This is a genomic window from Streptomyces sp. NPDC001513, from assembly GCF_042894695.1.
In the GTDB taxonomy this organism is placed as follows: Bacteria; Actinomycetota; Actinomycetes; order Streptomycetales; family Streptomycetaceae; genus Streptomyces.
Window position 1 is genome coordinate 382,733 of the sequence record NZ_JBIAVU010000006.1, and the last position, 25,521, is coordinate 408,253.

Sequence of the window (25,521 nt, forward strand, 5' to 3'; positions counted from 1 at the left end):
GCTGTCCGGCGCAATACGCTCACCGGCATGACGGACTCGCAGGCCCCGGCCCCCCTCCGCACCGCACCGGAACCCACCAACCCGGTCGCCCCGGCCCCGGCCGGTGCCCGCACCGCCGCCGACGTGGTGACCCCCGACCTGGTCGCCCGGCTGACCCGCGGAGTGCTCGGCTCCGGGCGCACCGCCAACCACACCCCCTTCACCGGGGACCGGCTGGCGGAACTCCCCGAGGCCACCCCCGAGGACGTGGCCGAGGCCTTCGAACGGGCCCGCGCCGCCCAGCCCGCCTGGGCGGCCGTCCCCGTCGCCAAGCGGGCGGCCGTGCTCCTGCGCTTCCACGACCTGGTCCTGGACCGGCAGGCCGAGGTCCTCGACCTGATCCAGCTGGAGACCGGCAAGGCCCGCCTGCACGCCCACGAGGAGGTCCAGGCGGTCGCCGTCTCGGCCCGCCACTACGGCCGCAAGGCCTCCGGATACCTGCGCCCCAAGGGCCACACGGGCGCCATGCCCACCCTCACCAAGGTCACCGAGCTGCGCCAGCCCCGCGGGGTCGTCGGCCAGATCGCCCCCTGGAACTACCCCCTGGAGCTGTCGGTCGGCGACGCCCTGCCCGCCTTCGTGTCGGGCAACGCCCTCGTCATGAAGCCCGACACCGAGACGGCCCTGACCGCCCTGTGGGCCCGTGACCTGCTCATCGAGGCCGGGCTGCCCGCCGACGTCTTCCAGATCGTCCTCGGCGAGGGCCCGGTCGTCGGCCCCGAGGTGGTCCGGCACGCCGACTACGTCTCCTTCACCGGCTCCACCCGCACCGGCCGCGAGGTCGCCCGGGGCGCGGCCGACCGCCTCGTCGGGGTCTCCCTCGAACTCGGCGGCAAGAACGCCATGCTCGTCCTGCACGACGCCGACGTGGAGAAGGCCGCCGCGGGCGCCGTCCGCGCCTGCTTCTCCTCCGCCGGCCAGCTCTGCATCTCCATCGAGCGGCTCTACGTCCACGCCTCGATCGCCGACGCGTTCGTCGAGCGGTTCGCCGCCCGCACCAAGGCCATGCGGCTCGGCAGCTCGCTGGCCTACGGCGCCGACATGGGCTCCCTGGTCGGCGAGCGCCAGCTGGAGACCGTACAGCGGCACGTGGACGAGGCCGTCGCCAAGGGCGCCACCCTCGTCGCCGGCGGCACCGCCCGCCCCGACATCGGCCCGCTCTTCTACGAGCCCACCATCCTCGACGGCGTCGAGGCGCCGATGGCGGTCTGCGGCGAGGAGACCTTCGGCCCGGTCGTCTCGATCTACCGCTTCACCGACGAGGACCAGGCCATCGCCGAGGCCAACGCCACCGCCTACGGCCTGAACTCCAGCGTCTGGACCAAGGACGCCCGCCGCGGCCACTCCGTCGCCGCCCGCCTGCGCACCGGCACCGTCAACATCAACGAGGGCTACGCCCCCGCCTACGGCAGCGCCCAGGCGCCCATGGGCGGCATGAAGGACTCCGGCCTCGGCCGCCGCCACGGCTCCGAGGGCATTCTCAAGTACACCGAGGCCCAGACGGTCGCCCACCAGCGGCTGCTCCCCATGGCGCCCTCGCTGGGCATGGACGACGAGAAGTACGCGGCGTTCATGACCCGCAGCCTCAAGATCATGAAGGCCCTCCGACTGCGCTAAGGGGTATCCGTGTCGCACGACGACGCATCCGACGCCGCATACGACTACGACGTCATCGTCATCGGATCGGGCTTCGGAGGCTCGGTCTCGGCCCTGCGCCTGACCGAGAAGGGCTACCGGGTCGGCGTCCTGGAGGCAGGGCGCCGCTTCACCCGCGAGAGCCTGCCGAAGAACAGCTGGGACCTGCGGAACTACCTGTGGGCCCCGGCCCTCGGGCTGTACGGGATCCAGCGGATCCACCTGCTCGGCAACGTCATGGTGCTCGCGGGCGCCGGCGTGGGCGGCGGCTCGCTCAACTACGCCAACACCCTGTACGTGCCGCCCACCGCCTTCTTCGAGGACCGGCAGTGGGCGTCCATCACCGACTGGCGCGACGAACTGGCCCCGTACTACGACCAGGCCCAGCGGATGCTCGGGGTGCGCCTCAATCCGACCATGACCCCCTCCGACGTCCACCTGAAGGCCGCCGCCGAGCAGATGGGCGTGGCGGACTCCTTCCACATGGCCCCGGTCGGCGTCTTCTTCGGAGACGGTGACGACGCCGAGGGGCACGCCAAGGCCCGGCCCGGCCAGGAGGTCCCCGACCCGTACTTCGGCGGCGCCGGCCCCGCCCGCAAGGCCTGCACCGAATGCGGCGAGTGCATGACCGGCTGCCGGCACGGCGCGAAGAACACCCTCAACGAGAACTACCTGCACCTCGCCGAGCGCGCCGGCGCCGTCATCCACCCGATGACGACCGTCACCGCCCTGTCCGACCACCCCGACGGCGGCTACCGCGTCCGCACGGTCCCCACCGACGGCCGCCGCCGCGGGAAGGCCAAGGTGCTGCGCGCCCGGTACGTGGTCGTCGCGGCGGGCACGTACGGCACGCAGACCCTCCTGCACACCATGAAGGACCGCGGGGAACTCCCGCGCCTGTCCGAGCGGCTCGGCGAGCTGACCCGGACCAACTCCGAGGGCATCGTCGGCGCGCAGACCGACGACCGCCGCTACCGCAGGCGCCACGGCGACGGTTCGGGCACGGCGCAGCGGGCCGACTTCACCCGGGGCGTGGCGATCACCTCCTCCGTGCACCCCAACGCCGACACCCACATCGAGCCGGTCCGCTACGGCAAGGGCTCCAACGCCATGGGGTTCATGACCGTCCTCCAGGTCCCCCACAGCAGGCACCGGGTCCGCGCCTGGCTGGCCAGGACCGCGAAGCACCCCCTCCAGCTGGCCCGGTCGCTGTCCAACCGGCGCTGGTCGGAGCGGACCATCATCGGCCTGGTCATGCAGTCGCTGGACAACTCCCTGACCACCTACCGCAAGCCCGGCGGCATCGGGAAGGGCATGCTCACCGCCCGCCAGGGACACGGCGCCCCCAACCCGGTCCAGATCGCGGAGGCCACCCGGGCCGCGACCCTGCTGGCCGAGGAGATCAACGGCTTCCCGGGCAGCAACATCGGCGAGCTGATGGGGACCCCGCTGACCGCGCACTTCCTCGGCGGCTGCCCGATCGGGGCGTCGCCGGAAGAGGGCGTGGTGGACCCGTACCACCGGCTCTACGGGCACCCGGGCATCTCGGTGGTGGACGGCTCGGCCGTCTCCGCGAACCTCGGGGTCAATCCGTCGCTGACTATCACGGCACAAGCGGAACGGGCGATGTCGTACTGGCCGAACAAGGGCGAGCCGGATCCGCGGCCCGGCCAAGGGGCGGCCTACGTCCGGCTGGAGGCGGTGGAACCGGCCCGTCCGGCGGTCCCGAAGGAGGCCTTCGGCGCGCTGCGCCTGCCCTTCCTGGCGGTTCCCGAGATCCCGCCGCGCCGGTCATGACAGCGGCGGGCACCGCGCTCCCCCTCCGAGCGCGGTGCCCGCCGCGGTACATAGGTGACAGATGTTCAGCCTTGATGGTTGTACCGGAATCCGTCGGGCCGGGCTGTGGCGTCGATCACACAGGGAAGTGTGCAACTGCGACTGATCTTCGTCAGTCAACGGCTGCATGAGAAAGCGCATCTCCTTGCTGGCTGTCTGCGGCCTCGCGGCCGCGGCGCTGGCCACCACTCCCGCACACGCCGCGGACCCCGAATTCCGGCTGGCCGGACCGGCCGAGACCGGCCTGCGCCCCCACCCCGGCGCCGGCGGCCAGCCGCAGAAGACCTCGGTCGAGTTCCGGGTCCTCAACGGCACCGAGAGGACCTTCGACCGCCAGAGCACCTTCACGATCGACCTGACCCCGCTCAAGGGCGTCGCCGACGTCACGCTCGCCAAGAACCAGGGCGCGGACTGCACGCTCACCGCCACGGCCGTCACCTGCAAGCGCTGGGCGCTGTGGACGGGCGACTCCACCGTCGTGGACCTGAACCTCAGCGCGGCCAAGGACGGCAAGGTCGGCGCGACCGCGGACCTCACGGTGACCGGCAAGGCCGAGGGAGCCGCCTTCAAGGCCGCCACCACCAAGGTCCGGATCGGCGGCCCCGACCTGGTGCTGGAGCCCGCCGCGCTCAAGGCGGAGCAGAAGCCGGGCGACAAGCAGGACCTGCCGATGATCTTCGCCAACAAGGGCACGGAGCCCGTCCGGGGTGTGGTGCTCGAAGTGCGCACCACCCACGGCATCGACCTCGTGGAGCGGTACGACAACTGCTCCTACTCCGAGGACACGAGCACGGACCAACCCTGGAACACGGGCTGGACCACGGCGCAGTGCCTGCTCGACGGCGAGTACCTGCCGGGCAAGGTCTACGGGGTCGAGGGCGCGCTGACCCTCAAGGCCGCCCCGCACGCCTTCGTCGACGCGGTGACCTACGCGGTGTACGCGAACGGCGACCAGCCGAAGGCCGACAAGCTCCGCAAGCCGGCCGCCGGCAAGCAGCTGGCCGCGAAGGAGCGGGCGCCCAAGGCCTCCGCGCAGGTGGCGGACCTCGACCCCTGGAACAACTTCCAGGAGTTCGACTTCGCGACGCGCAACACCGCCGACCTCGTGGCCACGCCCGTGTCCCTCAAGGGCAAGGCCGGCGAGACGGTGCGGGCCGAGTTCGGCTTCCGCAACAACGGCCCGGCGTGGGTGGCCCACCTGCGTTCCGGTGAGGACGTCGCCCGCACGGACATCGTGATCCCGGCGGGCGCGAAGGTCACCAAGGCCCCGGAGCGCTGCCAGGGGGTCAACGCCGACGGCAGCCGGCGCGAGCAGACCCTGGGCGCACCGCGCTACTTCTGCTCCACCGGCCACGTGGTGGGGGAGAAGGAGAACTTCGCCTACCCGTTCGAGCTGAAGATCGAGACGGTCGTCGAGGACGCCAAGGGCTCCGTCTCGGTCGGCCAGTGGACGCCCGGCGGCACCCAGCCCCAGCGGTGGGACCCGAACCACGCCAACAACAAGGCGGCCCTCGTGATCAACGCGAAGGGCGGCGGCACCTCGCCGAGCCCGACGCCCACGGCCTCGGCGACCCCGAGCGCCTCGGCCACCCCGACCCCGACCGCTTCGGCGACCACGGGCAGCGGCACCGGCACGAAGGCGAACGGCAACCTGGCCTCCACCGGCACCTCGGCCGAGACGATCGCCTTCGGCGGCGCGGCACTGGTGGCCGCGGGCGGCGCACTGGTCCTGGCGTTCCGCCGCAAGGCCGCCGGGCGCGCGTAACCGCGTACGCGCACGGTCCCGTACGCGCACGAAGAAGAACGGCCGGCCCGGGGCGTCCCCGGGGCCGGCCGTCCTCAAGGGGTGACCGGGCTGCTGTCCCCTGCCGTCCGGTCACGCGAAGGAGCGAGGTCCCACGACGCACGCTCCACGGGGCGTACGTCTCATCGCTCCGGCGGAGCCACGCGTGGTGATGCGGTTCCACGGCTGGCTGCCGCGGTCATCCTCACCAACGAAGGGCCCTGGGGGCGGTCACGGTCCGGACGGGTGACGAACAGCCGTCACACGCGGCCCCGGCACAGCTCCAGCAGGGTCATGGCGAGGGCGGTGCCGGGCTTGCCGAGAGCATCTCTCCAATGCGAGAGCACCTCCATCTCGCGGGTCAGGTGCACCCGGCGCCCGCCCGACGCGATCCGGGCGTCCTGGATGACCGTCGAGACGGCCATCCGCTCCTGGATCAGCCCGATGATCCGGTCGTCGATGGCGTCGATGCGCGTCCGGGAGTCGGCGATCAGCTGCTCGGCGGTGGTGGTGATCGTGGTCATGGTCTTCTCTCCTGTCGGGTGGGGCCCGCAGGTCCGGAAGAACGCCAGAGCGCCCCGGTCCTGTCGGACCGGGGCGCTCTGGGAAGTCAGCGGCTCAAGCGAGCATCACGAGGACCCATGGCGACCGGACCGGCCGGCCATAGGTAAAGAGGAAGTTCAGCTGCTTGCGCATGAAGGGGATTTTGACATCCTCCCTCCCCAAAAGGGAAATGGGATTCCTGGCTCACGCTGCCCGGCGGACCGGCGGTCCGTCGGGTCTTCCGCGATCGGCGCCAGCCGGGTTGAGACCAGCCCGGATGAGCATCACGTACGCGGAGTTCTTGTCCCTGGGTGAGACGGCTCCGCATGCGGTGCAGGTGTAGGTGCGTTCCGACAGCGGCAGTGCGTGCTTGGCTCTCGCGCCACACCGTCCGCAGTCCATGGTCGTGTGCGCTGGGTGCACGAGGTGAAGGGCCCTGCCGTGCTTCCGCGCCATGTTGATGAGTTCATGCTTGGTGGCGGAGATCGCCGCGTCGGCCGCCTTGCGGGCCATGGTCGACTTCGCCAGGAACCTCGGCCGGAAGTCCTCCACCGCAAGACGTTCGAAGTCCGTCACGATGCGCTTGGCCCACTTGCGAGCGGTGTCCTGACGCTGCCGGGCGACGTTCTTGTACGCCCTCGCGGCCTGCCGCTTCGCCGCGCGGTAGCCCTTCGAGGCGGCCCGTCCGCGCTTCGGCCTCCGTCGGGCCATCATCCGCTGATAGCGGGCCTCCTTCCCGGCCGCCTTCTTCCCGTGCTCGGGATGTTGGAGGTCGTGGGCGTCGCTGGTGGTGGTCGCCGTCTCCTTCACGCCCCAGTCGATACCGATCACCCCGCCGGTCTCAGGGAGCGGCTGCCCTTCTGCCTGGACAACGAAGGAGGCGTACCAGTGTCCGAGGTTGTCCCGGTAGATGCGGACGCTCGACGGGTCGGCAGGGAGGCTGCGTGACCACACCACGGTCAGCCGTATTCCGCTCCCCAGGTACAGTCGGCCGTCTTTCAGTCGGAAACCACGCCGGGTGTAATTCAGTGTCGGGCCGGCCAGGGCCTTCCTCTTGAACCGGGGCATCCCCGCCCGCCGCCGCATCGGCATACCGGTCTTGACGTCCTTCAAGGCTTTGGCATGTGCCGTGGTGAAGTCCCGGATGGTCTGCTGCTGGGGCATACAGCCACCCTGGCGCAGCCACTCGTGATTGCTGCGCCAGCTGGTCAGCATCTTGGCCAGGGGCACGAAACCGCACTTCTCCCCGGCCGTGTGCGCAGCCCGAGATTCGGCCACGCACTGGTTCCACACCCAGCGACTGCGATCCCATTCCGACAGCAGAGCCGAGTGGGCGGATGACGAAACTCGCAGTCTGTAGGTGTACCGGGCGTACCCGGCCGCTCCGACTTCCCCCGCTGCCGCCATAACGCCAAGTTTTAGAGTTGCAGCCCGCCTTCTCCCCGAAATCCTTGCGGTCCACACGAACGAGTGACCGATCGCACGCAGTGGCAGGCGGTTCCTCATTCAGCGCGCGTGACGCGCGCATGGTCCGTATACACCCGCCGGAACAAGGTGTGGCCGGTCCGCCCCGCGTGCCGCAGCGCCCAGTCCTGCGCTGCTTCTTGCTCGTCCCGCGGCCCGGACTCGGTCCCGCATCGGTACGCCGCGCAGAAGGCCTCGTAGGTGACGCCGCCTTCCGGCGCGTGCCGGATGGTGTGTGTGACGTACCGCAGAACGGCTCGTGGGCTCAGCATCGGCTGCGCCCACGGTGACTCCCGGCTCGTCGCCCTGCTCGACTTCGACGACGGCGACAACCTGCAGTGGAGGAACTGCTGTCCCGGCTGCACGGCGTGATCGGCCTCGACACCGTGGAAACCTGGCACGCGGAGCTCTGGCTGGACGACGCCGACAGCGTCGCGGCTCACCTCCGGATCTGGCGGACGCTTCGCGAATCCGCCGTCTTCGGGGTGGACGCACAGCGTGTGATCAGCCGGGCACTCCGGGCGGTGGAGGGCTGAACCTTGCCCGGGCAGGGCACCGCTGTGGCCTTGGATTCGGATGGTGAGACGAAGAGGGGCTGACGTCCCCCGTTAGAATCGACAAAACAGCCACCTCTTCCGCCGGAAGGCCGCCCCGTGCCAGAAGCACCCTCCGCCGCCCACGACAGCGCCCCGGACACGGTTCTCGTCGTCGACTTCGGCGCCCAGTACGCCCAGCTCATCGCCCGCCGCGTCCGCGAGGCACGGGTCTACAGCGAGATCGTGCCGAGCTCGATGCCCGTCGACGAGATGCTGGCCAAGAACCCCAAGGCGATCATCCTCTCCGGCGGTCCGTCCTCCGTGTACGAGGAGGGCGCCCCGCAGCTCGACCGCGCGATCTTCGAGGCCGGTATCCCCGTCTTCGGCATGTGCTACGGCTTCCAGCTGATGGCGGTCACCCTCGGCGGACGGGTCGACAACACCGGCGCCCGCGAGTACGGCCGCACCCCGCTGGCCGTCTCCAAGGCCGGCTCCACCCTCTTCGAGGGCACCCCCGAGAACCAGTCGGTGTGGATGTCCCACGGCGACGCCTGCTCCGCCGCCCCCGAGGGCTTCACCGTCACCGCGTCGACGAACGTCGTCCCGGTCGCGGCCTTCGAGAACGACGAGAAGAAGCTGTACGGCGTGCAGTACCACCCCGAGGTGATGCACTCCACGCACGGCCAGCAGATCCTGGAGCACTTCCTCTACCGCGGCGCCGGCCTCGCCCCCACCTGGACCACCGGCAACATCGTCGAGGAGCAGGTCGCGGCCATCCGCGAGCAGGTCGGCGACAAGCGCGCCATCTGCGGCCTCTCCGGCGGCGTGGACTCCGCGGTCGCCGCGGCCCTCGTGCAGAAGGCCATCGGCAAGCAGCTCACCTGCGTGTACGTCGACCACGGCCTGATGCGCAAGGGCGAGACCGAGCAGGTCGAGAAGGACTTCGTCGCCGCCACCGGTGTGCAGCTGAAGGTCGTCGACGCGCAGGAACGCTTCCTGAACGCGCTCGCCGGCGTCTCCGACCCGGAGACCAAGCGCAAGATCATCGGCCGCGAGTTCATCCGCGTCTTCGAGCAGGCCCAGCTGGAGATCCTCCAGGAGGAGGGTCCCGCGGTCGCCTTCCTCGTCCAGGGCACCCTGTACCCGGACGTCGTCGAGTCCGGCGGCGGCACCGGCACCGCGAACATCAAGTCCCACCACAACGTCGGCGGGCTCCCCGACGACATCGAGTTCGAGCTCGTCGAGCCGCTGCGCCAGCTGTTCAAGGACGAGGTCCGGATGGTCGGCCAGGAGCTCGGCCTGCCGGACGAGATCGTCCAGCGCCAGCCCTTCCCGGGCCCCGGCCTCGGCATCCGCATCGTCGGCGAGGTCACCAGGGAGCGCCTGGACCTGCTGCGCGAGGCCGACGCCATCGCCCGCCACGAGCTCACCGCGGCCGGCCTGGACCGCGAGATCTGGCAGTGCCCGGTCGTGCTGCTCGCGGACGTCCGCAGTGTCGGCGTCCAGGGCGACGGCCGCACCTACGGCCACCCGATCGTGCTGCGCCCCGTCTCCTCCGAGGACGCCATGACCGCGGACTGGACGCGCATGCCGTACGAGGTGCTCGCGCGGATCTCCACCCGCATCACCAACGAGGTGCCGGACGTCAACCGGGTGGTCCTCGACTGCACGAGCAAGCCCCCGGGCACCATCGAGTGGGAGTAGTCCCCACCACTGCATGAAACGAAGCCGTCGCTCCCTCCCGAGCGGCGGCGTCGTCGTATGTATGGCCACTTCGCGGGGGCGCCGGTACTTTGCGCCGCGACCCGAAGACGACCGTAGGCGAACACAAGGAGGGCCCCATGCCGGACCGGCCGGTACCCGTGCCCGTGGAGCGGCTCGGTTTCGAGATGCCGCCCGTGCACGCCACCGTCGAGGCGGCGCGCGCCCACCGCAAGGAGCGGCTCGCCGGGGCGCTGCGGCTGCTGGGCCGGCTGGGGTACGAGGACGGGGTGGCCGGGCAGGTCACCGCGCGGGATCCGGAGTTCGAGGACTGCTACTGGGTGAACCCCTTCGGGCAGCCCTTCGCCCGGGTCACCGCCGGCGACCTGCTGCTGGTGGACGGGGACGGGCGGGTGGTCCGCGGGGAGCGCCGGGTCAACGAACTGGCCTTCGCCGTGCACGCGGCGGTCCACCGGGAGCGCCCCGAGGTGGTCTCCGTGGTCCGTGCGCAGGCCCCGTACGGCCGCGCCCTCGCGGCGCTGGGCGAGCTGCTGGCCCCGATCACCGAGGAGGCCTGCGCCTTCTACGAGGACCACGCGCTGCTGGACGAGTACGCGGGGGCCGAGTCGGCCGGCCGGATCGCCCGCGCGCTGGGCCCGTACAAGGCGCTGATCCTGCGCAACCGCGGGCTGCTGACGGTCGGGGACTCGGTGGACGCGGCCACGTGGTGGTTCGTCGCGGCGGAGCGGGCGGCGCAGGTGCAGCTGATCGCGCGGGCGGCCGGGAAGCCGGTGCTCATCGAGCACCGGGCCGCGGTGGCCACCCGTGGGCGGTTCGGGTCCGATCTGGCCGCGTGGGTGAGCTGTCAGCCGCTGCTCCGCGAGGGGGACACGCCGGTGGCGTCAACATCATGAACCGTTAATCACCTGCTCTGACATCGTGCGCAATCCGGAGCACTGCCGCAGTGGTGCACAATTCGCTGGCATTGCACCGTAGTTCAGAGAGGCGGCACGTTCGTGGCTGTCCAAGAGATGTCCAGAGGTACCCATACCACGGCCTGCACCTGCGAGGAGTGCGCACGTGAGGGCCACCGCCGCGCGGTCGCCGCGTTCTTGGAGAAGCGCGACGAGTTCGCCTCCGGGCTGGGCGTGCCCGCCGCCGTGGCCCACTCGCTCGGCGCCTCCCGCCAGTGGGTCTCCGACGAGCTGACCCTGTCGGCCCGTACCGTCGCCGACCGGGGCCGGGAGGCCGGGAACTCCTGGCTGTACCTGTTCTCGCGGCGGGCCGTCCTCGCCGTGTGGATCGCCGCCGGGGTGCTGCTGGTGGTCCAGGTCGCCGCCGCGCTCGGCACCGGCTGGTCCACGGCGCGCACCGCCGGGCTGCTGGCCGCCCTGGTGCTGGCCGGGCTGCTCACGGTCGCGGCCCGCGCCCAGTCGGTGCGCGGCGGGCTGCTGGCCCCGCTGGTCGGTGAGGACAACCGGCTCTCGACCTCCAAGGCGGTGCCCAGTGCCTGGGTGGTGCTGACGGCGTTCGCCACGCTGCTGCCCGCGCTGCGGCTGGCCGCGTCGGCGCCGGGGCCCGAGCGGCAGGCGCTGTACGCGGGCCTCGCGCTGGACCGGGCGCTGCCGCTGCTGGCGGTGGTGTCGCTGACCTCGGCCGTGGCGGTGCTCGTGCGCCGGGTGGTGTCCGTACGGATCATGGGCCAGCGGTTGCAGAAGCTGCCGGCGGACCGGCCGCGCGGGGTGGACCTGCTGACGGACGACGCGGGCCGCGGGAGCTTCCCGGACGCGCAGTACGTGCTCGTCTCGACGGCGGTGCTCGTCTACGCGGCCGCGTCGCTGGCCCGCTTCCCGGACCGGCTGCCTCAGCTGCCCTGGGCGCTGGCCCTGCTGGTGGCGCTGTCGGCGGCGGTGTACCTGGCGGCGAAGTACGCGGAGGGCACCCGCCCGCTCGTGCTGTCGGTGGTGCGCAGACGGGAGCCCGGGGATCTGGACGCGGCCGTCCGCCCCGGGGACGACATCGAGATCCGGGGCGTGGGCTTCGTGCCGCCCGGGGCGCAGACGCCGGAGATGCTGGCCCGGCTGGTGGTGCGGATCGGGGCGGTGCACGTGCACGTGCCGCTGGTCCCGGTGCCGGGCGGGTTCACCAACCCCTCCGACACCGTGCTGACGGTGCCGGTCCCGGCGGAAGTGGAACCCGGCCGCATAGAGATCCAGGTGGTCACGGCCGCAGGAGTGGAATCCAACCGCTGCACCATCGACGTTGCCGAGTGATGGGGGTACACATGTTCCGTGACCCGAACCGATGTTCTTGAAGCCGAAGCCCCTCGTGACACGGTGGGCCTGCGCGAGCTGGCATCCCGGCACGCGCTGCTGCCCCTGCGGATCTTCCTGGGCGTGACCTTCGTCTACGCGGGGCTGGACAAACTGACCGACTCCGCGTTCCTCTCCGCCAGCGGTGACGGATCCATCGGCGACCTGATGCGCGGGGTGCGCGACACCTCCGCGGTCCCCGCCCTGGTGGACCTGTCGCTGAACTCCCCCGTCGGCTTCGCCGTGGCCCTGGCCATCGGGGAGATCCTGGTGGGCCTCGGAACCCTGGTCGGACTGCTGACCCGCGTCGCGGCCCTCGGCGGAGCGCTGATCGCGCTCAGCCTGTGGCTCACGGTGTCGTGGGCGGTGACCCCGTACTACTACGGCAACGACCTCGTCTACCTGATGGCGTGGATCCCGCTGATCCTCGCCGGGGCCCCCTACCTGTCGCTGGACTCCGTGATCCGGTCGCGCCTGTCCCGGCGTACGGCGTAGGTCACCATCCCGACCAGGGCGGCGAACGAGAGACCGCCCAAGGTCATCGGGATGACGAGGAACCACGGCAGATCGGCCTCGCCGCCCGCGTCGAGCAGGTACAGCACGCCCGCCGCGATGAGGACCAGCCCCGCGAGGAGCCGTCCGGGCTGGAACTCATGACGCCGCACGGGCCACCTCCACCTGTCCCACACCCGTGTTCAGGTGCAGCTCGATCGTTCCGCCGGCTTCGGTGCCGGCGGCGGGCGGCAGCGTCGCCCGCTGGTGTTCGCCGCCGCTGCGGATCCGTACGTCCCGGCTGGTCTCCCCGGGCATGTGGATGTCGCCCAGGCGGACCGTGACGTCGGCCTCGGCCGTCACCTCGCGCGGCAGGATCACCTTGAGCTGACCCGCGTCGAGGGAGGCGCGCACCGGGACGGTCGCGCCCTTCGGCACGTCCAGGCGGCTGAGGTCCAGGACGGCGAGCCCGGTGCCCGCCCGGTACGAGGGCCGCACGTCGGCCACCGCGGCGGGCCGCCATTCGGTCCGCCGCCAATCGGTGCCGATTTCGCTCGGCAGCGCCGAGGCCACCGCGAGGAGCCCGGCGGTGACGACCGCGAGCAGGATGGTGCCGAAGCCGGTGCGGCCCTTGACCGAACTGACGGCGAGGCCCAGGCCGAAGACGGCCAGCGCGCCGGCGAGCCCGATCTGCAGGGCGTGACCGAGGGTGCTGCCCTCCCACACCGAGGCGGTGGAGACGATCCCGGCCAGCAGGGCCAGTACGAACACCCGCCCGCCGATCCCGCCGCGCGGGCGGGGCGCCGCCGGGACGGTCCGGGGAGCCGCCGCGGCGACCGGGCCCGGAGCGCCGGCGACGGCGTCGGCGACGGCGTCGTCGTCCGGTCCCCACAGGTAGCCCGTCGACCCGACGGGGCCGGTGGTGCCGTCCTTGACGAGCGGGTCCCGCCACCACGACGGCCCGCCGGGCGTCGGCGGGGCCTGGGTCTCGGGCGTCGGCGGGCGGTGGCCCGCCGCGTCCTCCGCCTTCGGCGGGAAGGTGTGCCGGTGCCGCTGCGACCAGTACGCCGCCCCGCCCAGGGCGAGGGCGGCCAGCACCGAGAAGACCGCCAGCCCGCCGTTGTCCAGCATCGACAGGAACAGCGCGCAGCCCACCAGCGCGGCGAACACCGCGGCCAGCGTGGCACCTTCGACCCGGCCGGTCAGCAGCTTCTTCGCCTCGCTGTCCTCCTCTCCCTCCTGGGGGAGCAGCAGCCAAGCGAAGCCGTAGAAGATCAGGCCGACGCCGCCGGTGACCGCGAGGACACCGAGGACGATGCGGAAGACCACCGGGTCCAGGTCGAAGTACCGGCCCAGGCCTCCGCACACGCCCGCGAGGACCTTGTCGCGCCTGCTGCGGCGCAGGGGCGGCCGGGCGTCGGCTGCCGGGGGACCCCCGGCGTCCGCCGCCGGGGCTTCGTGTACTTCGGTCATGGGTCCATGGTGACGGGCCGCGGTCGCGCGCGGCACCGGGCCCTACCCTGGCGCAACCCTGATATCCCCCGTACAGAAGTGGGGGGATGCCCTGATGCCGGGCCGCGGCCGCGCGTGTGACCCTTGGTGACATGCCCGTAGCCGCCGCTCCTCGTACCCCGCACGCACCGGACGTCGACGAACCACCGCAGCGCAAGCTCTACCGCAGCGCGGACGGCCGGATGCTCGGCGGCGTCGCGCGCGGTCTCGCGGGGCACCTCGGGCTGCCCGTGATCTGGGTCCGGCTGGCGTTCCTCGGCCTGTTCATGTGGGGCGACGGGCTGGGCGTGCTGCTGTACGCCGCGTTCTGGGTCTTCGTACCGCTCGGCGTCGGCGGCCGCAGCGGGCACCGCTCCTTCTTCGAGACGCTCCCCGACGGCAGCCGCCGCCTGCGCAAGCCCGACCGCGGGCAGATCGCCGCACTGATCGCCCTGTGCGTCGGCGCGGGCATCTTCATCTCGAAGGTCCAGGTCGGCGGCGCCTCCGGCCGGTACGTGTGGCCGACGCTGCTGGTCGGGGCCGGTGTGGTCCTCGTATGGCGGCAGGCCGACAACGCCCGCCGCGCCCACTGGACCACGGCCGCCGGGCGGCACGGGCGCCTGTTCCAGGTGGCCCGAGCCCTCGCCGGAGTCGCCCTCGTCGGCGTGGGCCTGACCGTCTTCATCGTCGTACGGGGCTCCGCCGCGCAGCTCGGCAACGTCCTCACCGCCACCCTCGCCGTCCTCGTCGGCGTCGCCCTGCTCGCCGGACCCTGGCTGATCCGGATGACCCAGGACCTCTCCGAGGAACGCCTGATGCGCATCCGCGCCCAGGAGCGCGCCGAGGTCGCCGCCCACGTGCACGACTCGGTGCTGCACACCCTCACCCTGATCCAGCGCAACGCGGAGGACGCCGGCGAGGTGCGCCGGCTCGCGCGGGCGCAGGAACGGGAGCTGCGGAACTGGCTGTACAAGCCCGAGGGCACCGGCAAGGAGGAGTCGGAGGAGCCCGCCACCCTGGCCGATGCCGTGAAGAAGACCGCCGCCGAGGTGGAGGACCACCACGGCGTCCCCATCGAGGTCGTCGTCGTCGGCGACTGCCCGCTCGACGAGAGGCTGGCGGCACAGATCCAGGCCGCGCGCGAGGCGATGGTCAACGCCGCCAAGTACGGTGGCGAGGGCGGGCCCGTGCAGGTGTACGCGGAGGTGGAGGGGCAGACGGTCTTCGTGTCCGTACGGGACCGGGGACCGGGCTTCGACATCGACGCGGTACCGGACGACCGCATGGGCGTACGAGAATCGATCATCGGCCGGATGCAGCGCAACGGCGGGACCGCACGGCTGCGGTCCGCGCCCGACGGCGGCACGGAAGTCGAGCTGGAGATGGAGAGGGCGGCGAACGCAGGATGACCGAGGACAGCGCTGTGACGGAGACCAGGAGGGTCCGCGTGGTCCTCGTCGACGACCACCGGATGTTCCGCACCGGAGTGCAGGCCGAGATCGGCGAGACCGCGCGGACCGGGGTCGAGGTCGTCGGCGAGGCCGCCGACGTCGACCAGGCCGTCACCGTCATCACCGCCACCCGGCCCGAGGTGGTCCTGCTCGACGTGCACCTGCCCGGCGGCGGCGGGGTCGAGGTGCTGCGGCGCTGCGCCCCGCTGATGGCGGCGGGCGAGAACCCGGTGCGGTTCCTCGCGCTGTCGGTGTCCGACGCGGCCGAGGACGTCATCGGGGTGATCCGGGGCGGCGCACGGGGCTACGTCACCAAGACCATCACCGGCACCGACCTGGTGAACTCGATCTTCCGCGTGCAGGACGGGGACGCGGTGTTCTCGCCGCGGCTGGCGGGCTTCGTGCTCGACGCCTTCGCCTCGACGGACGCGCCGCCGGTGGACGAGGACCTGGACCGGCTCACCCAGCGCGAGCGCGAGGTGCTGCGGCTGATCGCGCGCGGGTACGCGTACAAGGAGATCGCCAAGCAGCTCTTCATCTCGGTGAAGACGGTGGAGTCGCACGTCTCGGCCGTGCTCCGCAAGCTCCAGCTCTCCAACCGCCACGAGCTGACCCGCTGGGCGACGGCCCGCCGGCTGGTGTGACGTACGGCCCGCCCTGACCTGCGGGTGTGACCCACACCGCAGGTCGGACGGGCAACCGGGGCAGGTCACGCCGCCCTCTACGGTGGCGTGATGAGCTTGACGGGGACCCCCTTCTTCGTGACCGTGATCGCGCTGACCGCGATCGCCGTCGTCCTGCCGCTTGCCGTGTGGAGCAAGGTGCGCGGGCCCGCCGTCGTACGCACCGCGGTACGGGCGCTGATGGTGGTGTTCGCGCAGGTCACCGCCGTCGCGGTGGTGTTCGTCGCGGTCAACAGGGCCGAGCACTTCTACGCGTCCTGGGGCGACCTGTTCGGCACCGGGCAGTACGTCACCGCCGCCCCCGACCTCGGCCCGGACGGGCTCGGCGGGAAGAAGGTCGAAGAGGCCCCGAAGGTCAAGCAGCAGTTCCAGCCCGTCGAGGGCCTCGGCGGCCGGGTCCAGAAGACCGAGCTCGACGGCAGGATATCCGGGGTCAAGGGCGACGTCATGGTGTGGCTGCCGCCGCAGTACGACGACCCGGCCTACAAGGACAAGAAGTTCCCGGTGGTCGAGCTGATCCCGGGCATACCGGGGACGGGCAAGTCCTGGTTCCAGGGGGTCAAGGCGCACGAGGTGCTGGAGCCGCTGATGAAGAGCGGCAAGGTGCAGCCGTTCATCCTGGTCTCGCCGCGCGCCATGCTGGTCGGCAACGGCGACACCGGCTGCGCGAACATCCCCGGCAAGGTCAACGCGGACAGCTGGTTCAGCGTCGACGTCCGCAAGATGGTCGTCGACAACTTCCGGGCCTCGGAGGAGGCCCGCACCTGGGGCGTGGCCGGGTACTCGGCCGGCGCCTACTGCGCCGCCAAGCTGGCGATCCTGCACCCCGACCGCTACAGCGCGGCCGTCTCCCTGTCCGGCTACAACGACCCCGGCCAGGAACCCTCCTCGCTGGTCGCCCAGGACCCGCAGCTGCGGGTCTCGCACAACCTGAAGAACCTGCTCAAGGCCGCGCCCACGCCGCCGGCGGTCTCGCTGTGGATGTCGGGGGCCGAGCAGGACGGCTACCTGTCCGGCATGGACCTGAAGGGTCTCGCGCAGAAGCCGACCGCCGTGCACGCGGAGAAGGTGGTCGGCGGCCACAACCTCGAATCCTGGTCCAAGCAGCTGCCGCAGACCTTCGGCTGGCTGAGCGGCATCGTCAAGGCGCCGTAGGCCGCGCCGGGCCCGATGGGGTCACGCGGGGCGGGAGGCGCCGGCCCAGGGCATCGAGTCGACCGGTGCGAGGCGGACCGTCGACCCGGGACGCGGGGCGTGGATCATCTGGCCGTTGCCGATGTAGAGGCCGACGTGGGTCACCCCGGAGTAGAAGAACACCAGGTCCCCGGGGGCCAGCTGGTCGCGGGACACGCGCCGGCCGGCGTTGATCTGGGTGTAGGTGGTGCGGGGCAGCGAGACCCCGGCCGAGCGCCAGGCCGCCTGGGTCAGGCCCGAGCAGTCGAAGGATCCCGGGCCCGTCGCGCCCCAGACGTACGGCTTCCCGATCGCGGTGTACGCGAAGGCCACGGCGCGGGCCGCGCGGGAACCGTCGGAAGGCGGCGTGGGCGTGCTGCCGCTCGGGGCGGCGGCGGCGCCGGGTGAGGCGGAGGCGGCGGGCGTCTGGGCCTCGTAGGCGGCGCGCTCCTCGGCGGTGAGCTTGGCCAGCAGGCGCTTGGCGGCGGCGAGCTTGTCCTCGATCACGGCCTTGTGCGCGGAGAGTTCGTCCTGCTTGGCGCGGAGATCGGAGAGCTGTCCCGCGGCCTGCTCCCGGAGTTTCCCGACCTCGTCGAGGCGGCGGCGCACGGTGGTGATCCCGGCGGCGTTGCGGTCCCCGGCGCGGGTGATGAAGGAGGCCTGGGAGAGGTACTCCTGCGGGTCGGCCGCCAGCGCGAGCTGCACGGCGGTGCCCAGGGACCCGCTGCGGTACTGGGAGGCGGCGAGCGTGCCGAGCGCGCTGCGGGCGGTGTTGAGCTGGTCGGTCTTGCGGGCGGTCTCCTCGCGCAGGCCGGTCAGCGCGCGCTCGGCCTCGTCGGCCTTCTCCTTCGCCCCGTTGTACTGCTCCGTCGCCGCCTCGGCCTCCTCGTAGAGCCGGTCCACCTCCGACTTGACCTGGGAGGGGGTGGGCCGGGGATCGGCCTGGGAGGTGCCTTCGAAGGCGGTGGCGGTGGCAGCGCCCGCGAGGGCGAGGGTGGCGGCGGTCGTCCGTGCGGTGCCGCCGGAGAGCGGGCGCTGCCTGGGCTTTCGATGACTGGCCACGGGGGCCTCACGTCCTTCCCCTGTCGCTGACACTGGGTCTTGGGGGAGGACGCTAAACCTGAAAGTAACGGGCCGATGTCGAGATGATCCGAACTGATCGGATGTGGCGGATCGATGTCCCTCAGTGCCAGAGGACGGCGATAAAGATATTGATCACGGTCAGTCCGCCGACCGCGCCGAACATCGCCTTCTCGACCTTCTCCTCGTCGCGCTTGACGTAGACCAGGGCGAGGATCACGAAGAGGATCGCGAGCTTCACGCCGACCTTGACGTTGTTGACCGGCGTGCCGTCCATCTCGTTGAAGCCGACCAGCAGGACGCCCGTCACGAGCATGGTGAGCGCGCCGTGCAGCATGGCCGGCGTGAAGCGGGCGGTGCCCGCGCTCATCGCCTTCATCTGGGTCAGGAAACCGCCGAGCAGCGAGGCGATCCCGATGATGTGCAGGCCGACGAAGACATTGATGAGTACGTCCATGCGGACGAGCGTACGGGGCGGGATCTTCGCACAGTCGGGCGAGGTCGGTCCGGGATCCGCGTGCGGTCGGGTGAGGTCCGTACGAGATCTGCGTACAGTTGGGGCATGGCTGCCGCAGCTGACCTGATCCACCCCCAGCCCGCCGCCGACCGCATCCAGCTGGTCGAGGTGCTGGCCGCGCTCGGGCATCCCGTCCGGCTGGAGATCGTCCGCAAGCTGGCCTCCGGCGAGGAGACGTGCTGCGGCGAGGTCGTGCCCGACCTGCCCAGATCGAGCGTCACGCACCACCTCAAGACGCTGCACGAGAGCGGAGTGATCCGCCGGCGGCCCGGCGGCCGCAAGCTCTACCTCGCACTGCGCCGCGACGATCTGAACCAGTGCTTCCCCGGTCTGCTGGAACTCGTCCTGGCCTGTCGGTCCCGCCCCCTAGACTCGGAATGCGATGAGCAGCCTCTTTGACGACAGTTTCCTGGCGGACCTCACCCCCTCCGACGAGGTCCCGCCGCCGCCCGAGGATCACGGCGCCCCGGAAACGGGCGCGGACGATCTCTTCGGGGGGCGGTTCGACGTGCCCATGAGCGGGGACGCGTACTACCGGGACGGCACCCCCAGGCCCGTCATCGACCCGGCGACGCTCCTGCACGGGCTGAACGAGCAGCAGGCCGCGGCCGTGGTGCACGCGGGCTCCCCGCTGCTCATCGTGGCCGGCGCCGGCTCCGGCAAGACCCGGGTGCTGACCCACCGCATCGGGCACCTGCTGTCCGCGCGGAACGTCCACCCCGGCCAGATCCTGGCGATCACCTTCACCAACAAGGCCGCCGGCGAGATGAAGGAGCGCGTCGAGAGCCTGGTCGGCCCGCGCGCCAACGCCATGTGGGTCTCCACCTTCCACAGCGCGTGCGTCCGCATCCTGCGCCGCGAGTCCAAGCGGCTCGGCTTCACCTCCTCGTTCTCGATCTACGACGCGGCCGACTCGAAGCGCCTGATGGCGCTCGTCTGCCGCGACCTGGACCTGGACCCGAAGAAGTTCCCGCCGAAGTCCTTCAACGCCAAGATCTCGAACCTGAAGAACGAGCTGATAGACGAGGACGCCTTCGCCGACCAGGCCGCCGACGGCTTCGAGAAGACCCTCGCCCAGGCGTACGCGATGTACCAGGGGCGGCTGCGCGAGGCGAACGCGCTCGACTTCGACGACATCATCATGACCACGGTGCACCTGCTCCAGGCGTTCCCCGACGTCGCCGAGCACTACCGGCGGCGCTTCCGGCACGTCCTCGTGGACGAGTACCAGGACACCAACCACGCCCAGTACACGCTCGTGCGCGAGCTGGTCGGCACCGGCTACCCGGACCTGCCGCCGGCCGAACTGTGCGTCGTGGGTGACGCCGACCAGTCGATCTACGCCTTCCGCGGCGCGACCATCCGCAACATCCTCCGGTTCGAAGAGGACTACAAGGACGCGACGACGATCCTGCTGGAGCAGAACTACCGCTCCACGCAGACGATCCTCTCCGCCGCCAACGCGGTCATCGAGCGCAACGAGAACCGCCGCGCCAAGAACCTGTGGACCGAGGCCGGCACCGGCGCGGTCATCACCGGCTACGTCGCCGACACCGAGCACGACGAGGCGCAGTTCGTCGCCGACGAGATCGACCGGCTGACGGACGCGGGCGACGCCAAGGCCGGCGACGTCGCGATCTTCTACCGGACCAACGCGCAGTCGCGCGTGTTCGAGGAGATCTTCATCCGGGTCGGGCTGCCCTACAAGGTCGTCGGCGGCGTCCGCTTCTACGAGCGCAAGGAGGTCCGCGACGTCCTCGCGTACCTGCGCGTCCTCGCCAACCCGGAGGACAACGTCCCGCTCCGCCGGATCCTGAACACCCCCAAGCGCGGCATCGGCGAGCGCGCCGAGGCGATGATCGACGCCCTCGCGATGCGCGAGAAGATCACCTTCCCGCAGGCACTGCGGCGCGTGGACGAGGCCTTCGGCATGGCCGCCCGCTCGACGAACGCGGTGAAGCGGTTCAACGTGCTGATGGAGGAGCTCCGCACGATCGTCGACTCGGGCGCGGGCCCGGCGGTGGTCCTGGAGGCGGTCCTGGAGCGGACCGGCTACCTCGCCGAACTGCAGGCGTCGACCGACCCGCAGGACGAGACGCGGATCGAGAACCTCCAGGAGCTGGCGGCGGTGGCGCTGGAGTTCGAGCAGGCGCGGGAGGCCGCGGCGACCGAGGCCGCCGAGACCGGAGCCCCGGCTCCCGGGCCCGGCACCCTGGCCGAGTTCCTGGAGCAGGTCGCGCTCGTCGCCGACTCCGACCAGATCCCCGACGAGGACACCGAGGGCACGGGCGTCATCACGCTGATGACCCTGCACACCGCCAAGGGCCTGGAGTTCCCGGTGGTCTTCCTGACCGGCATGGAGGACGGGGTCTTCCCGCACATGCGCGCGCTGGGCCAGACCAAGGAGCTGGAGGAGGAGCGCCGCCTCGCCTACGTCGGCATCACCCGGGCGCGCGAGCGGCTGTACCTGACCCGCTCCAGCATGCGCAGCGCCTGGGGCACGCCCTCGTACAACCCGCCGTCGCGGTTCCTGGAGGAGATCCCGGCCGAGTACCTCCAGTGGAAGCGGACGGGCGCCACGCAGAAGCCGGCGGGACCGATGCGGAGCTCCGGCTACGGGTCCTCGTCCGCCGGTTCGGGGAAGACCACCTTCGGCACCTCGCCGGAAGCCTTCCTCTCCTCGTCGCGTACGAAGTCGGGCCCGTCCGGGTTCGCGACGCGGCGGGCCGCGGACAAGCCGGTCACCGCCCTGGTGGTCGGGGACCGGGTCACGCACGACCAGTTCGGGCTCGGCACCGTCATGGAGGTCAAGGGAGCGGGCGCGGACGCGCAAGCCACCATCGACTTCGGGGACGACAAGCCCAAGCGCCTGCTCCTGCGCTACGCACCGGTGCAGAAGCTCTAGGCGAGGTGCGCGGGGTGGACACCACCTGAGCCTTGGCGTTCCGCGAGCAGCCGCCGGCGATGGCTCCGGCGGCGGAAGGCGGTGACGAGGACGATGACGGCGCAGAGCCCGATTCCGAGCATCGGGAGAAGGACGGCCGGCACCAGCCAGCCGGCGAGCGCGACAAGGCCCCCGGAGTCCCCGATGGCGTACCGGGAGAGTGCCTGGGACGCGCAGGTGACCTTGTAGTCACCTGCGCGCGGCACGTCGATGGTGTGGAGCGGCATCCAGGTCTCGTCACGGGTGAGGAACACCTCGGGGCCCGGATCGGTGAGACCCGCGGTGCCCGGCCCGGTGATGTCGCACTCCGGGCCGGGTGACCGGCCCGGGTACATGACCCAGATGGTCTTCTCGCTCCCCGGCTCGAGCCGAAGGGTGACGGTGTCGCCGTTTGCGAACTGGTGGCCGGTGTCCACCGAGTCGATCGCGTTGCCGAACGCGTATGCACCGATGGCCGCACCCACCGCGATCAGCAGGACGGCGATCGCGGCCGCGGTGGCATACCAGTGACGGCCGGGCCGGAGTTCGTTCGCCGGTATCCGCGGCGGTGAGAAGGGCTGCATCGGCACACCCTAGATCGCCCTGCCTGGTGGGCGAGCCGCCGGGTCCCCGCACGTCAGCGGGTTACGTCGGGTCGAGGCCCTTGCTGCGGAGCCATGCCAGGGGGTCGATCGCGGAGCCGCCGCCGGGGCGGACCTCGAAGTGGAGGTGCGGGCCGGTGGAGTTGCCGGAGTTGCCGGAGTAGGCGATGACGTCGCCCGCCTTGACCTTGCCGCCGCGGATCTTGGTCGAGCTGAGGTGGCAGTACCAGGTCTCGGTGCCGTCGGGCGCGGTCACTATCGCCATGTTGCCGTAGGCGCTGTTGTACTGGGTGCGCACGGTGCCGTCGGTGGCGGCCATGACCGGGGTTCCGTAAGAGACCGGGAAGTCGATGCCGGTGTGCACGGACATCCACATGCCGCCGGCCTGGCCGAAGTTGGCGCTGAGGCCGTGCTGGTTCACGGGGATGGCGAACTTGGGGCGGGCGGCCTCCTTGGCTGCGGCCTCCTCCGCCTTCTTCTTCTTTTCCTCTTCCTGGCGTTCGCGCAGGTCGATGCGCTCCTGCGTGCGGCTCGCGCGGTCCGCGAAATCGCCCGCGTCGGCGCTGAGCGCGACCAGTTGGGTGTCGAGCTTGGTGTTCGCCGCGACGGGCTTCACCGAGGCCGGGTCGGGCGCGGCCATCGTGGTGGTGTCCTGAGCGGGCTTGTCCGTGCCGGTGAGCCCGCCGACGGAAGCGGCCGCCACGCCCGCGACGCCCATCACGCAGGCGGAGGGCACGGCCACGGTCAGCAGGGCGGAACGCTTCGCCGGGGTGCGGCGACGGCTGTTGCCGGCGGCCTTCGCGCTGCCCTTGGCGGCGGTCCGGCGCGCGGCGCGCGGAGCGGCGGTCACGGGCATGGCCTGCGTGGGGAGGTCGTGGACCTCGTGCGCGGAGTGGAGTTCGTGGACCTCGGGCAGCTCGTGGACCTCGGACGTCAGGGACGCCTCGGGGGTCTCGGGGCTCGCGTCGGAGAGCACCTCGAAGACCGCGGTCGCGCTGTAGGTGTCGGCGTAGGCGTCGGTTCCGGCCTGGGTCCCGGCGTCGTAGCCGACGGAGGTCGTCCCGTACGCGTACTCCTGTACCTGCGGCTGCTGCTGCGCGGGCTGGTACTCGTACTCGTACGGGTAAGCGGCCTCGGGCTGGGGCTGGACCGGGGTCTCCGTGACGGTGTTCCAGGCGGTGGCGTCGTAGGCGCCGGTCTCGGTGCCGGTGGTGCCGTAGCCCGGCATCGCCCAGTGGCCGGTCTGCTCGCCGGAGGTGTCGTAGCCGAAGGAGGCCGGCTGGTACGCGGTGTAGCCGGAGTAGTCCGTGCCCGCGCCCTGCGTGTTCCAGGCGCTCGCGTCCCAGGTCCCGGTGGTGTCCTCGGGTGCGGCCTGGGTCGGGATCGTCGACAGGTAAGGGTCCTGCGAGGTCCACGCGGTGGTGTCGTACGCGCCGGTCTCGTAGGAGCCGTAGGCGGCGTAGTTGACCCCCTGGCCCTGCGTTTCGTAGGAAACGTAGGTCGAGTCACCAGCGAAAGTGGTGGTGGTCAGGCCGTCATACCCGGCATCCGGGTACTGGCCCGACGAGGGGCGGTCGTTCACCAACTTCTCTTTCGCCTCGGCAGTGGGGCCTGGGTGGCCGGGAACGCGTGGTTCACCGGAGGAGAGCAGTGGCGTGACTGTACCCGTCGGTTACTCGCAACGACAATCTTCGTCGGGGCTCGAGATTGCCGGAACCGGGCATTCGGCCGTCTTTCGGTCGCCTAAAGACGCACCCTTGGCCTTGAGTTCGAAATTCGTTCGACTGGAGGTCGCTTGACGGCTAGGCGACGGAAGCGGCCTCCGCGCCCGCGACGGCGGCCAGACCGGGCCCGTCGAGGGCGCGCCGGACCGCCGCGATGACGGCGGGGTGCGCGGGCAGCGCGAGGTGCCCGATGCCGGTGACCTGCACGTTCTCCACGCGCAGATCCGGATGCTCGATGCGCGCGGTCCCGACCGGAGTCATCAGCGCGTCGAACTCGCTCCAGAACGCCACGCACCGGGTGGCGCATCCGGGCGCGGGCGCCGCCAGTTCGGCCAGCACCTCGGAGTCCGGGCGCATCTGCCGCACCAGCGGGTGCGCGTCCATGAAGGGCGCGACCCGGGTGCCGGAGTGCGGGGTACCGAGGGTGACGAGGGTCCGGACGCGGGCGTCGCCGCCGAGGCGCTGCACGTAGTACCGGCCGACCAGGCCGCCCAGGCTGTGCCCGACCAGGTCCACCCGCTCCTGTCCGGTGCGCTCGCACAGTTCCTCGACGCGCCGGGCGAGATGGCGGGCGGTGACGCGCAGGTCGAGGGTGAAGGGCGAGTAGTTGTACGCCTCCACGTGCCGCAGGCCGCCCGCCCCGAGGGCGCGGCGCAGGAGCACGAAGACGGACCGGTTGTCGGTGAATCCGTGGAGGAGGAGGACGGGCGGGCGTGTCGCGGGTGCGGCGGCGGTGACCTTTTCCTGGCACACTCCGGTCGGATAGAGGAGGAGGTGCCCGCCGAGCACCACCACCTCGAGCGCGCCGGCCCGCAGGGCCGCACCGGACAAGGGCATGGACACGGGTATGTACAGCCCCATCGACGGCCTCCCCTGAGCCTCTTGGGACCCGGGGCTCTTGCGCCACCGTGCCGTGCGGCTGTCGGCGCGGTGGCGCAATGCCGTCCCACGTGTGATTTCCCCCTCGTGATTGACCGCGAAACGGTGGCGTGCGCGATGCTGTACTTAACGTTCGTTCACTCGGGAGGCAGTGCGATGGGTGTGACCGGTCCGATCCGTGTGGTGGTGGCCAAGCCGGGTCTCGACGGCCACGACCGCGGGGCCAAGGTGATCGCGCGGGCGCTGCGGGACGCGGGCATGGAGGTCATCTACACCGGCCTCCACCAGACCCCCGAGCAGATCGTGGACACCGCCATCCAGGAAGACGCCGACGCGATCGGCCTCTCGATCCTCTCCGGCGCCCACAACACGCTGTTCGCGCGCGTGCTGGAACTCCTCAAGGAGCGCGACGCGGAGGACATCAAGGTCTTCGGCGGCGGCATCATCCCGGAGGACGACATCGCCCCGCTCAAGGAGAAGGGCGTGGCCGCGATCTTCACCCCGGGCGCGACGACCACGTCCATCGTGGACTGGGTCCGAGCCAACGTCCGCACCTGACAGCCCCGCTCCCTCAGCCCCGCCGGCGCTTGAGGCGCGCCCCATCCAGCCTCGCCGGCGTTTGAGGCGCGGGGTCCGGGGCGGAGCCCCAGGTCCTTG

23 protein-coding genes and 1 pseudogene are annotated in these 25,521 nt (G+C 71.5%); 15 read left to right on the plus strand and 9 right to left on the minus strand.

The features are described 5' to 3' along the window. The first annotated feature begins 27 nt into the window (after positions 1-27). The 3 genes from ACFYZ4_RS16470 (at position 28) to ACFYZ4_RS16480 (ending at position 5,275) form a co-directional block, all read left to right on the plus strand. The gene (locus ACFYZ4_RS16470) at positions 28-1,656 is read left to right on the plus strand and encodes a succinic semialdehyde dehydrogenase (protein ID WP_351592073.1); all 1,629 of its coding nucleotides are present in this window, start codon (positions 28-30) and stop codon (positions 1,654-1,656) included. A 9-nt stretch (positions 1,657-1,665) separates the two neighbouring features. Further along, complete coding sequence (locus ACFYZ4_RS16475) at positions 1,666-3,471, plus strand: GMC oxidoreductase (protein WP_390784188.1); 1,806 nt, start codon at positions 1,666-1,668, stop codon at positions 3,469-3,471. Between the two features lie 166 nt (positions 3,472-3,637). Further along, positions 3,638-5,275, plus strand: a complete 1,638-nt coding sequence (locus tag ACFYZ4_RS16480) for an LPXTG cell wall anchor domain-containing protein (RefSeq protein WP_390784189.1) — start codon at positions 3,638-3,640, stop codon at positions 5,273-5,275. A 278-nt stretch (positions 5,276-5,553) separates the two neighbouring features. On the opposite strand, the gene ACFYZ4_RS16485 is transcribed toward ACFYZ4_RS16480, so the two are convergent. Both ACFYZ4_RS16485 and ACFYZ4_RS16490 read right to left on the minus strand, forming a co-directional pair. Continuing rightward, positions 5,554-5,817, minus strand: coding sequence for a chorismate mutase (locus ACFYZ4_RS16485; RefSeq protein WP_390784190.1), 264 nt, complete (start codon positions 5,815-5,817; stop codon positions 5,554-5,556). A gap of 223 nt (positions 5,818-6,040) precedes the next feature. Further along, a complete protein-coding gene (locus ACFYZ4_RS16490) occupies positions 6,041-7,243 on the minus strand; it encodes an RNA-guided endonuclease InsQ/TnpB family protein (protein ID WP_390784191.1) in 1,203 nt (400 codons plus the stop codon). Positions 7,244-7,537: 294 nt separating this feature from the next. On the opposite strand from ACFYZ4_RS16490, the gene ACFYZ4_RS16495 reads away from it, so the two are divergent. The 6 genes and pseudogenes from ACFYZ4_RS16495 to ACFYZ4_RS16520 all read left to right on the plus strand — a co-directional run bounded on the left by ACFYZ4_RS16495 (position 7,538) and on the right by ACFYZ4_RS16520 (position 12,344). Then, complete coding sequence (locus ACFYZ4_RS16495) at positions 7,538-7,672, plus strand: hypothetical protein (protein WP_390784192.1); 135 nt, start codon at positions 7,538-7,540, stop codon at positions 7,670-7,672. Then, positions 7,651-7,836, plus strand: a pseudogene (locus ACFYZ4_RS16500) (transcriptional regulator); the annotation flags it as partial. The gene ACFYZ4_RS16495 and the pseudogene ACFYZ4_RS16500, both read left to right, overlap by 22 nt. Positions 7,837-7,953: 117 nt before the next feature. Continuing rightward, positions 7,954-9,540 carry a glutamine-hydrolyzing GMP synthase gene (gene guaA / locus ACFYZ4_RS16505; RefSeq protein ID WP_351293394.1) on the plus strand — a complete coding sequence of 529 codons (1,587 nt, stop codon included), beginning with the start codon at positions 7,954-7,956 and terminating at the stop codon, positions 9,538-9,540. A gap of 137 nt (positions 9,541-9,677) precedes the next feature. Beyond that, a complete protein-coding gene (locus ACFYZ4_RS16510; protein WP_351293397.1) occupies positions 9,678-10,451 on the plus strand; it encodes a class II aldolase/adducin family protein in 774 nt (257 codons plus the stop codon). Positions 10,452-10,568: 117 nt separating this feature from the next. Beyond that, positions 10,569-11,810 carry a hypothetical protein gene (locus ACFYZ4_RS16515; protein WP_384349284.1) on the plus strand — a complete coding sequence of 414 codons (1,242 nt, stop codon included), beginning with the start codon at positions 10,569-10,571 and terminating at the stop codon, positions 11,808-11,810. A gap of 18 nt (positions 11,811-11,828) precedes the next feature. Beyond that, a complete protein-coding gene (locus ACFYZ4_RS16520) occupies positions 11,829-12,344 on the plus strand; it encodes a TQO small subunit DoxD (protein WP_351293403.1) in 516 nt (171 codons plus the stop codon). Here ACFYZ4_RS16520 and ACFYZ4_RS16525 read toward each other — a convergent pair. Then, the gene (locus ACFYZ4_RS16525; protein ID WP_351293406.1) at positions 12,290-12,514 is read right to left on the minus strand and encodes a hypothetical protein; all 225 of its coding nucleotides are present in this window, start codon (positions 12,512-12,514) and stop codon (positions 12,290-12,292) included. The two genes, ACFYZ4_RS16520 and ACFYZ4_RS16525, sit on opposite strands and share 55 nt — an antisense overlap. After that, positions 12,501-13,814 (minus strand): PspC domain-containing protein, encoded by a 1,314-nt coding sequence (locus ACFYZ4_RS16530; protein ID WP_351293409.1) that lies wholly within the window; start codon positions 13,812-13,814, stop codon positions 12,501-12,503. The genes ACFYZ4_RS16525 and ACFYZ4_RS16530 overlap by 14 nt, the downstream gene beginning before the upstream one ends. 131 nt (positions 13,815-13,945) lie before the next feature. On the opposite strand from ACFYZ4_RS16530, the gene ACFYZ4_RS16535 reads away from it, so the two are divergent. The 3 genes from ACFYZ4_RS16535 (at position 13,946) to ACFYZ4_RS16545 (ending at position 17,121) form a co-directional block, all read left to right on the plus strand. Beyond that, entirely contained in the window at positions 13,946-15,241 is a 1,296-nt protein-coding gene (locus ACFYZ4_RS16535; protein ID WP_390784193.1) for a PspC domain-containing protein, read from the plus strand. Then, positions 15,238-15,927 (plus strand): response regulator transcription factor, encoded by a 690-nt coding sequence (locus ACFYZ4_RS16540; protein ID WP_351293415.1) that lies wholly within the window; start codon positions 15,238-15,240, stop codon positions 15,925-15,927. Before ACFYZ4_RS16535 ends, ACFYZ4_RS16540 begins: the two co-directional genes overlap by 4 nt. A gap of 90 nt (positions 15,928-16,017) precedes the next feature. Then, positions 16,018-17,121, plus strand: a complete 1,104-nt coding sequence (locus ACFYZ4_RS16545) for an alpha/beta hydrolase-fold protein (protein WP_351293417.1) — start codon at positions 16,018-16,020, stop codon at positions 17,119-17,121. 21 nt (positions 17,122-17,142) lie between these two features. On the opposite strand, the gene ACFYZ4_RS16550 is transcribed toward ACFYZ4_RS16545, so the two are convergent. Together ACFYZ4_RS16550 and ACFYZ4_RS16555 are read right to left on the minus strand one after the other, a co-directional pair. Then, positions 17,143-18,201 (minus strand): NlpC/P60 family protein, encoded by a 1,059-nt coding sequence (locus ACFYZ4_RS16550; protein WP_351293420.1) that lies wholly within the window; start codon positions 18,199-18,201, stop codon positions 17,143-17,145. Between the two features lie 121 nt (positions 18,202-18,322). After that, positions 18,323-18,676, minus strand: a complete 354-nt coding sequence (locus ACFYZ4_RS16555) for a hypothetical protein (protein WP_351293423.1) — start codon at positions 18,674-18,676, stop codon at positions 18,323-18,325. A gap of 105 nt (positions 18,677-18,781) precedes the next feature. On the opposite strand from ACFYZ4_RS16555, the gene ACFYZ4_RS16560 reads away from it, so the two are divergent. Continuing rightward, positions 18,782-19,135, plus strand: a complete 354-nt coding sequence (locus ACFYZ4_RS16560) for a helix-turn-helix domain-containing protein (protein ID WP_351293426.1) — start codon at positions 18,782-18,784, stop codon at positions 19,133-19,135. Then, positions 19,119-21,641, plus strand: a complete 2,523-nt coding sequence (pcrA, locus tag ACFYZ4_RS16565) for a DNA helicase PcrA (protein WP_390784194.1) — start codon at positions 19,119-19,121, stop codon at positions 21,639-21,641. The genes ACFYZ4_RS16560 and pcrA overlap by 17 nt, the downstream gene beginning before the upstream one ends. Here pcrA and ACFYZ4_RS16570 read toward each other — a convergent pair. The 3 genes from ACFYZ4_RS16570 to ACFYZ4_RS16580 form a co-directional block, all read right to left on the minus strand. After that, positions 21,638-22,243: a hypothetical protein gene (locus ACFYZ4_RS16570; protein ID WP_390784195.1), complete on the minus strand. Its 606-nt coding sequence runs from the start codon at positions 22,241-22,243 to the stop codon at positions 21,638-21,640. The genes pcrA and ACFYZ4_RS16570 overlap by 4 nt on opposite strands. 61 nt (positions 22,244-22,304) lie before the next feature. After that, positions 22,305-23,843 (minus strand): M23 family metallopeptidase, encoded by a 1,539-nt coding sequence (locus ACFYZ4_RS16575; protein WP_390784196.1) that lies wholly within the window; start codon positions 23,841-23,843, stop codon positions 22,305-22,307. Between the two features lie 220 nt (positions 23,844-24,063). Continuing rightward, positions 24,064-24,846 (minus strand): esterase/lipase family protein, encoded by a 783-nt coding sequence (locus tag ACFYZ4_RS16580; RefSeq protein WP_384349270.1) that lies wholly within the window; start codon positions 24,844-24,846, stop codon positions 24,064-24,066. 174 nt (positions 24,847-25,020) lie between these two features. Here ACFYZ4_RS16580 and ACFYZ4_RS16585 point away from each other — a divergent pair, with 174 nt between their 5' ends. Further along, a complete protein-coding gene (locus ACFYZ4_RS16585; protein WP_351293440.1) occupies positions 25,021-25,422 on the plus strand; it encodes a cobalamin B12-binding domain-containing protein in 402 nt (133 codons plus the stop codon). Positions 25,423-25,521: the final 99 nt, after the last annotated feature.

Excerpts from the sequence above, each read along its gene's own strand:
- ACFYZ4_RS16470 (WP_351592073.1), top strand. The coding sequence starts at position 28 with ATGACGGACTCGCAGGCCCCGGCCCCCCTCCGCACCGCACCGGAACCC.
- ACFYZ4_RS16480 (WP_390784189.1), top strand. The coding sequence starts at position 3,638 with ATGAGAAAGCGCATCTCCTTGCTGGCTGTCTGCGGCCTCGCGGCCGCG.
- ACFYZ4_RS16485 (WP_390784190.1), bottom strand. The coding sequence starts at position 5,817 with ATGACCACGATCACCACCACCGCCGAGCAGCTGATCGCCGACTCCCGG.
- ACFYZ4_RS16490 (WP_390784191.1), bottom strand. The coding sequence starts at position 7,243 with ATGGCGGCAGCGGGGGAAGTCGGAGCGGCCGGGTACGCCCGGTACACC.
- ACFYZ4_RS16510 (WP_351293397.1), top strand. The coding sequence starts at position 9,678 with ATGCCGGACCGGCCGGTACCCGTGCCCGTGGAGCGGCTCGGTTTCGAG.
- ACFYZ4_RS16515 (WP_384349284.1), top strand. The coding sequence starts at position 10,569 with ATGTCCAGAGGTACCCATACCACGGCCTGCACCTGCGAGGAGTGCGCA.
- ACFYZ4_RS16530 (WP_351293409.1), bottom strand. The coding sequence starts at position 13,814 with ATGACCGAAGTACACGAAGCCCCGGCGGCGGACGCCGGGGGTCCCCCG.
- ACFYZ4_RS16535 (WP_390784193.1), top strand. The coding sequence starts at position 13,946 with ATGCCCGTAGCCGCCGCTCCTCGTACCCCGCACGCACCGGACGTCGAC.
- ACFYZ4_RS16540 (WP_351293415.1), top strand. The coding sequence starts at position 15,238 with ATGACCGAGGACAGCGCTGTGACGGAGACCAGGAGGGTCCGCGTGGTC.
- ACFYZ4_RS16545 (WP_351293417.1), top strand. The coding sequence starts at position 16,018 with ATGAGCTTGACGGGGACCCCCTTCTTCGTGACCGTGATCGCGCTGACC.
- ACFYZ4_RS16555 (WP_351293423.1), bottom strand. The coding sequence starts at position 18,676 with ATGGACGTACTCATCAATGTCTTCGTCGGCCTGCACATCATCGGGATC.
- ACFYZ4_RS16560 (WP_351293426.1), top strand. The coding sequence starts at position 18,782 with ATGGCTGCCGCAGCTGACCTGATCCACCCCCAGCCCGCCGCCGACCGC.
- pcrA (WP_390784194.1), top strand. The coding sequence starts at position 19,119 with ATGAGCAGCCTCTTTGACGACAGTTTCCTGGCGGACCTCACCCCCTCC.
- ACFYZ4_RS16570 (WP_390784195.1), bottom strand. The coding sequence starts at position 22,243 with ATGCAGCCCTTCTCACCGCCGCGGATACCGGCGAACGAACTCCGGCCC.
- ACFYZ4_RS16580 (WP_384349270.1), bottom strand. The coding sequence starts at position 24,846 with ATGGGGCTGTACATACCCGTGTCCATGCCCTTGTCCGGTGCGGCCCTG.
- ACFYZ4_RS16585 (WP_351293440.1), top strand. The coding sequence starts at position 25,021 with ATGGGTGTGACCGGTCCGATCCGTGTGGTGGTGGCCAAGCCGGGTCTC.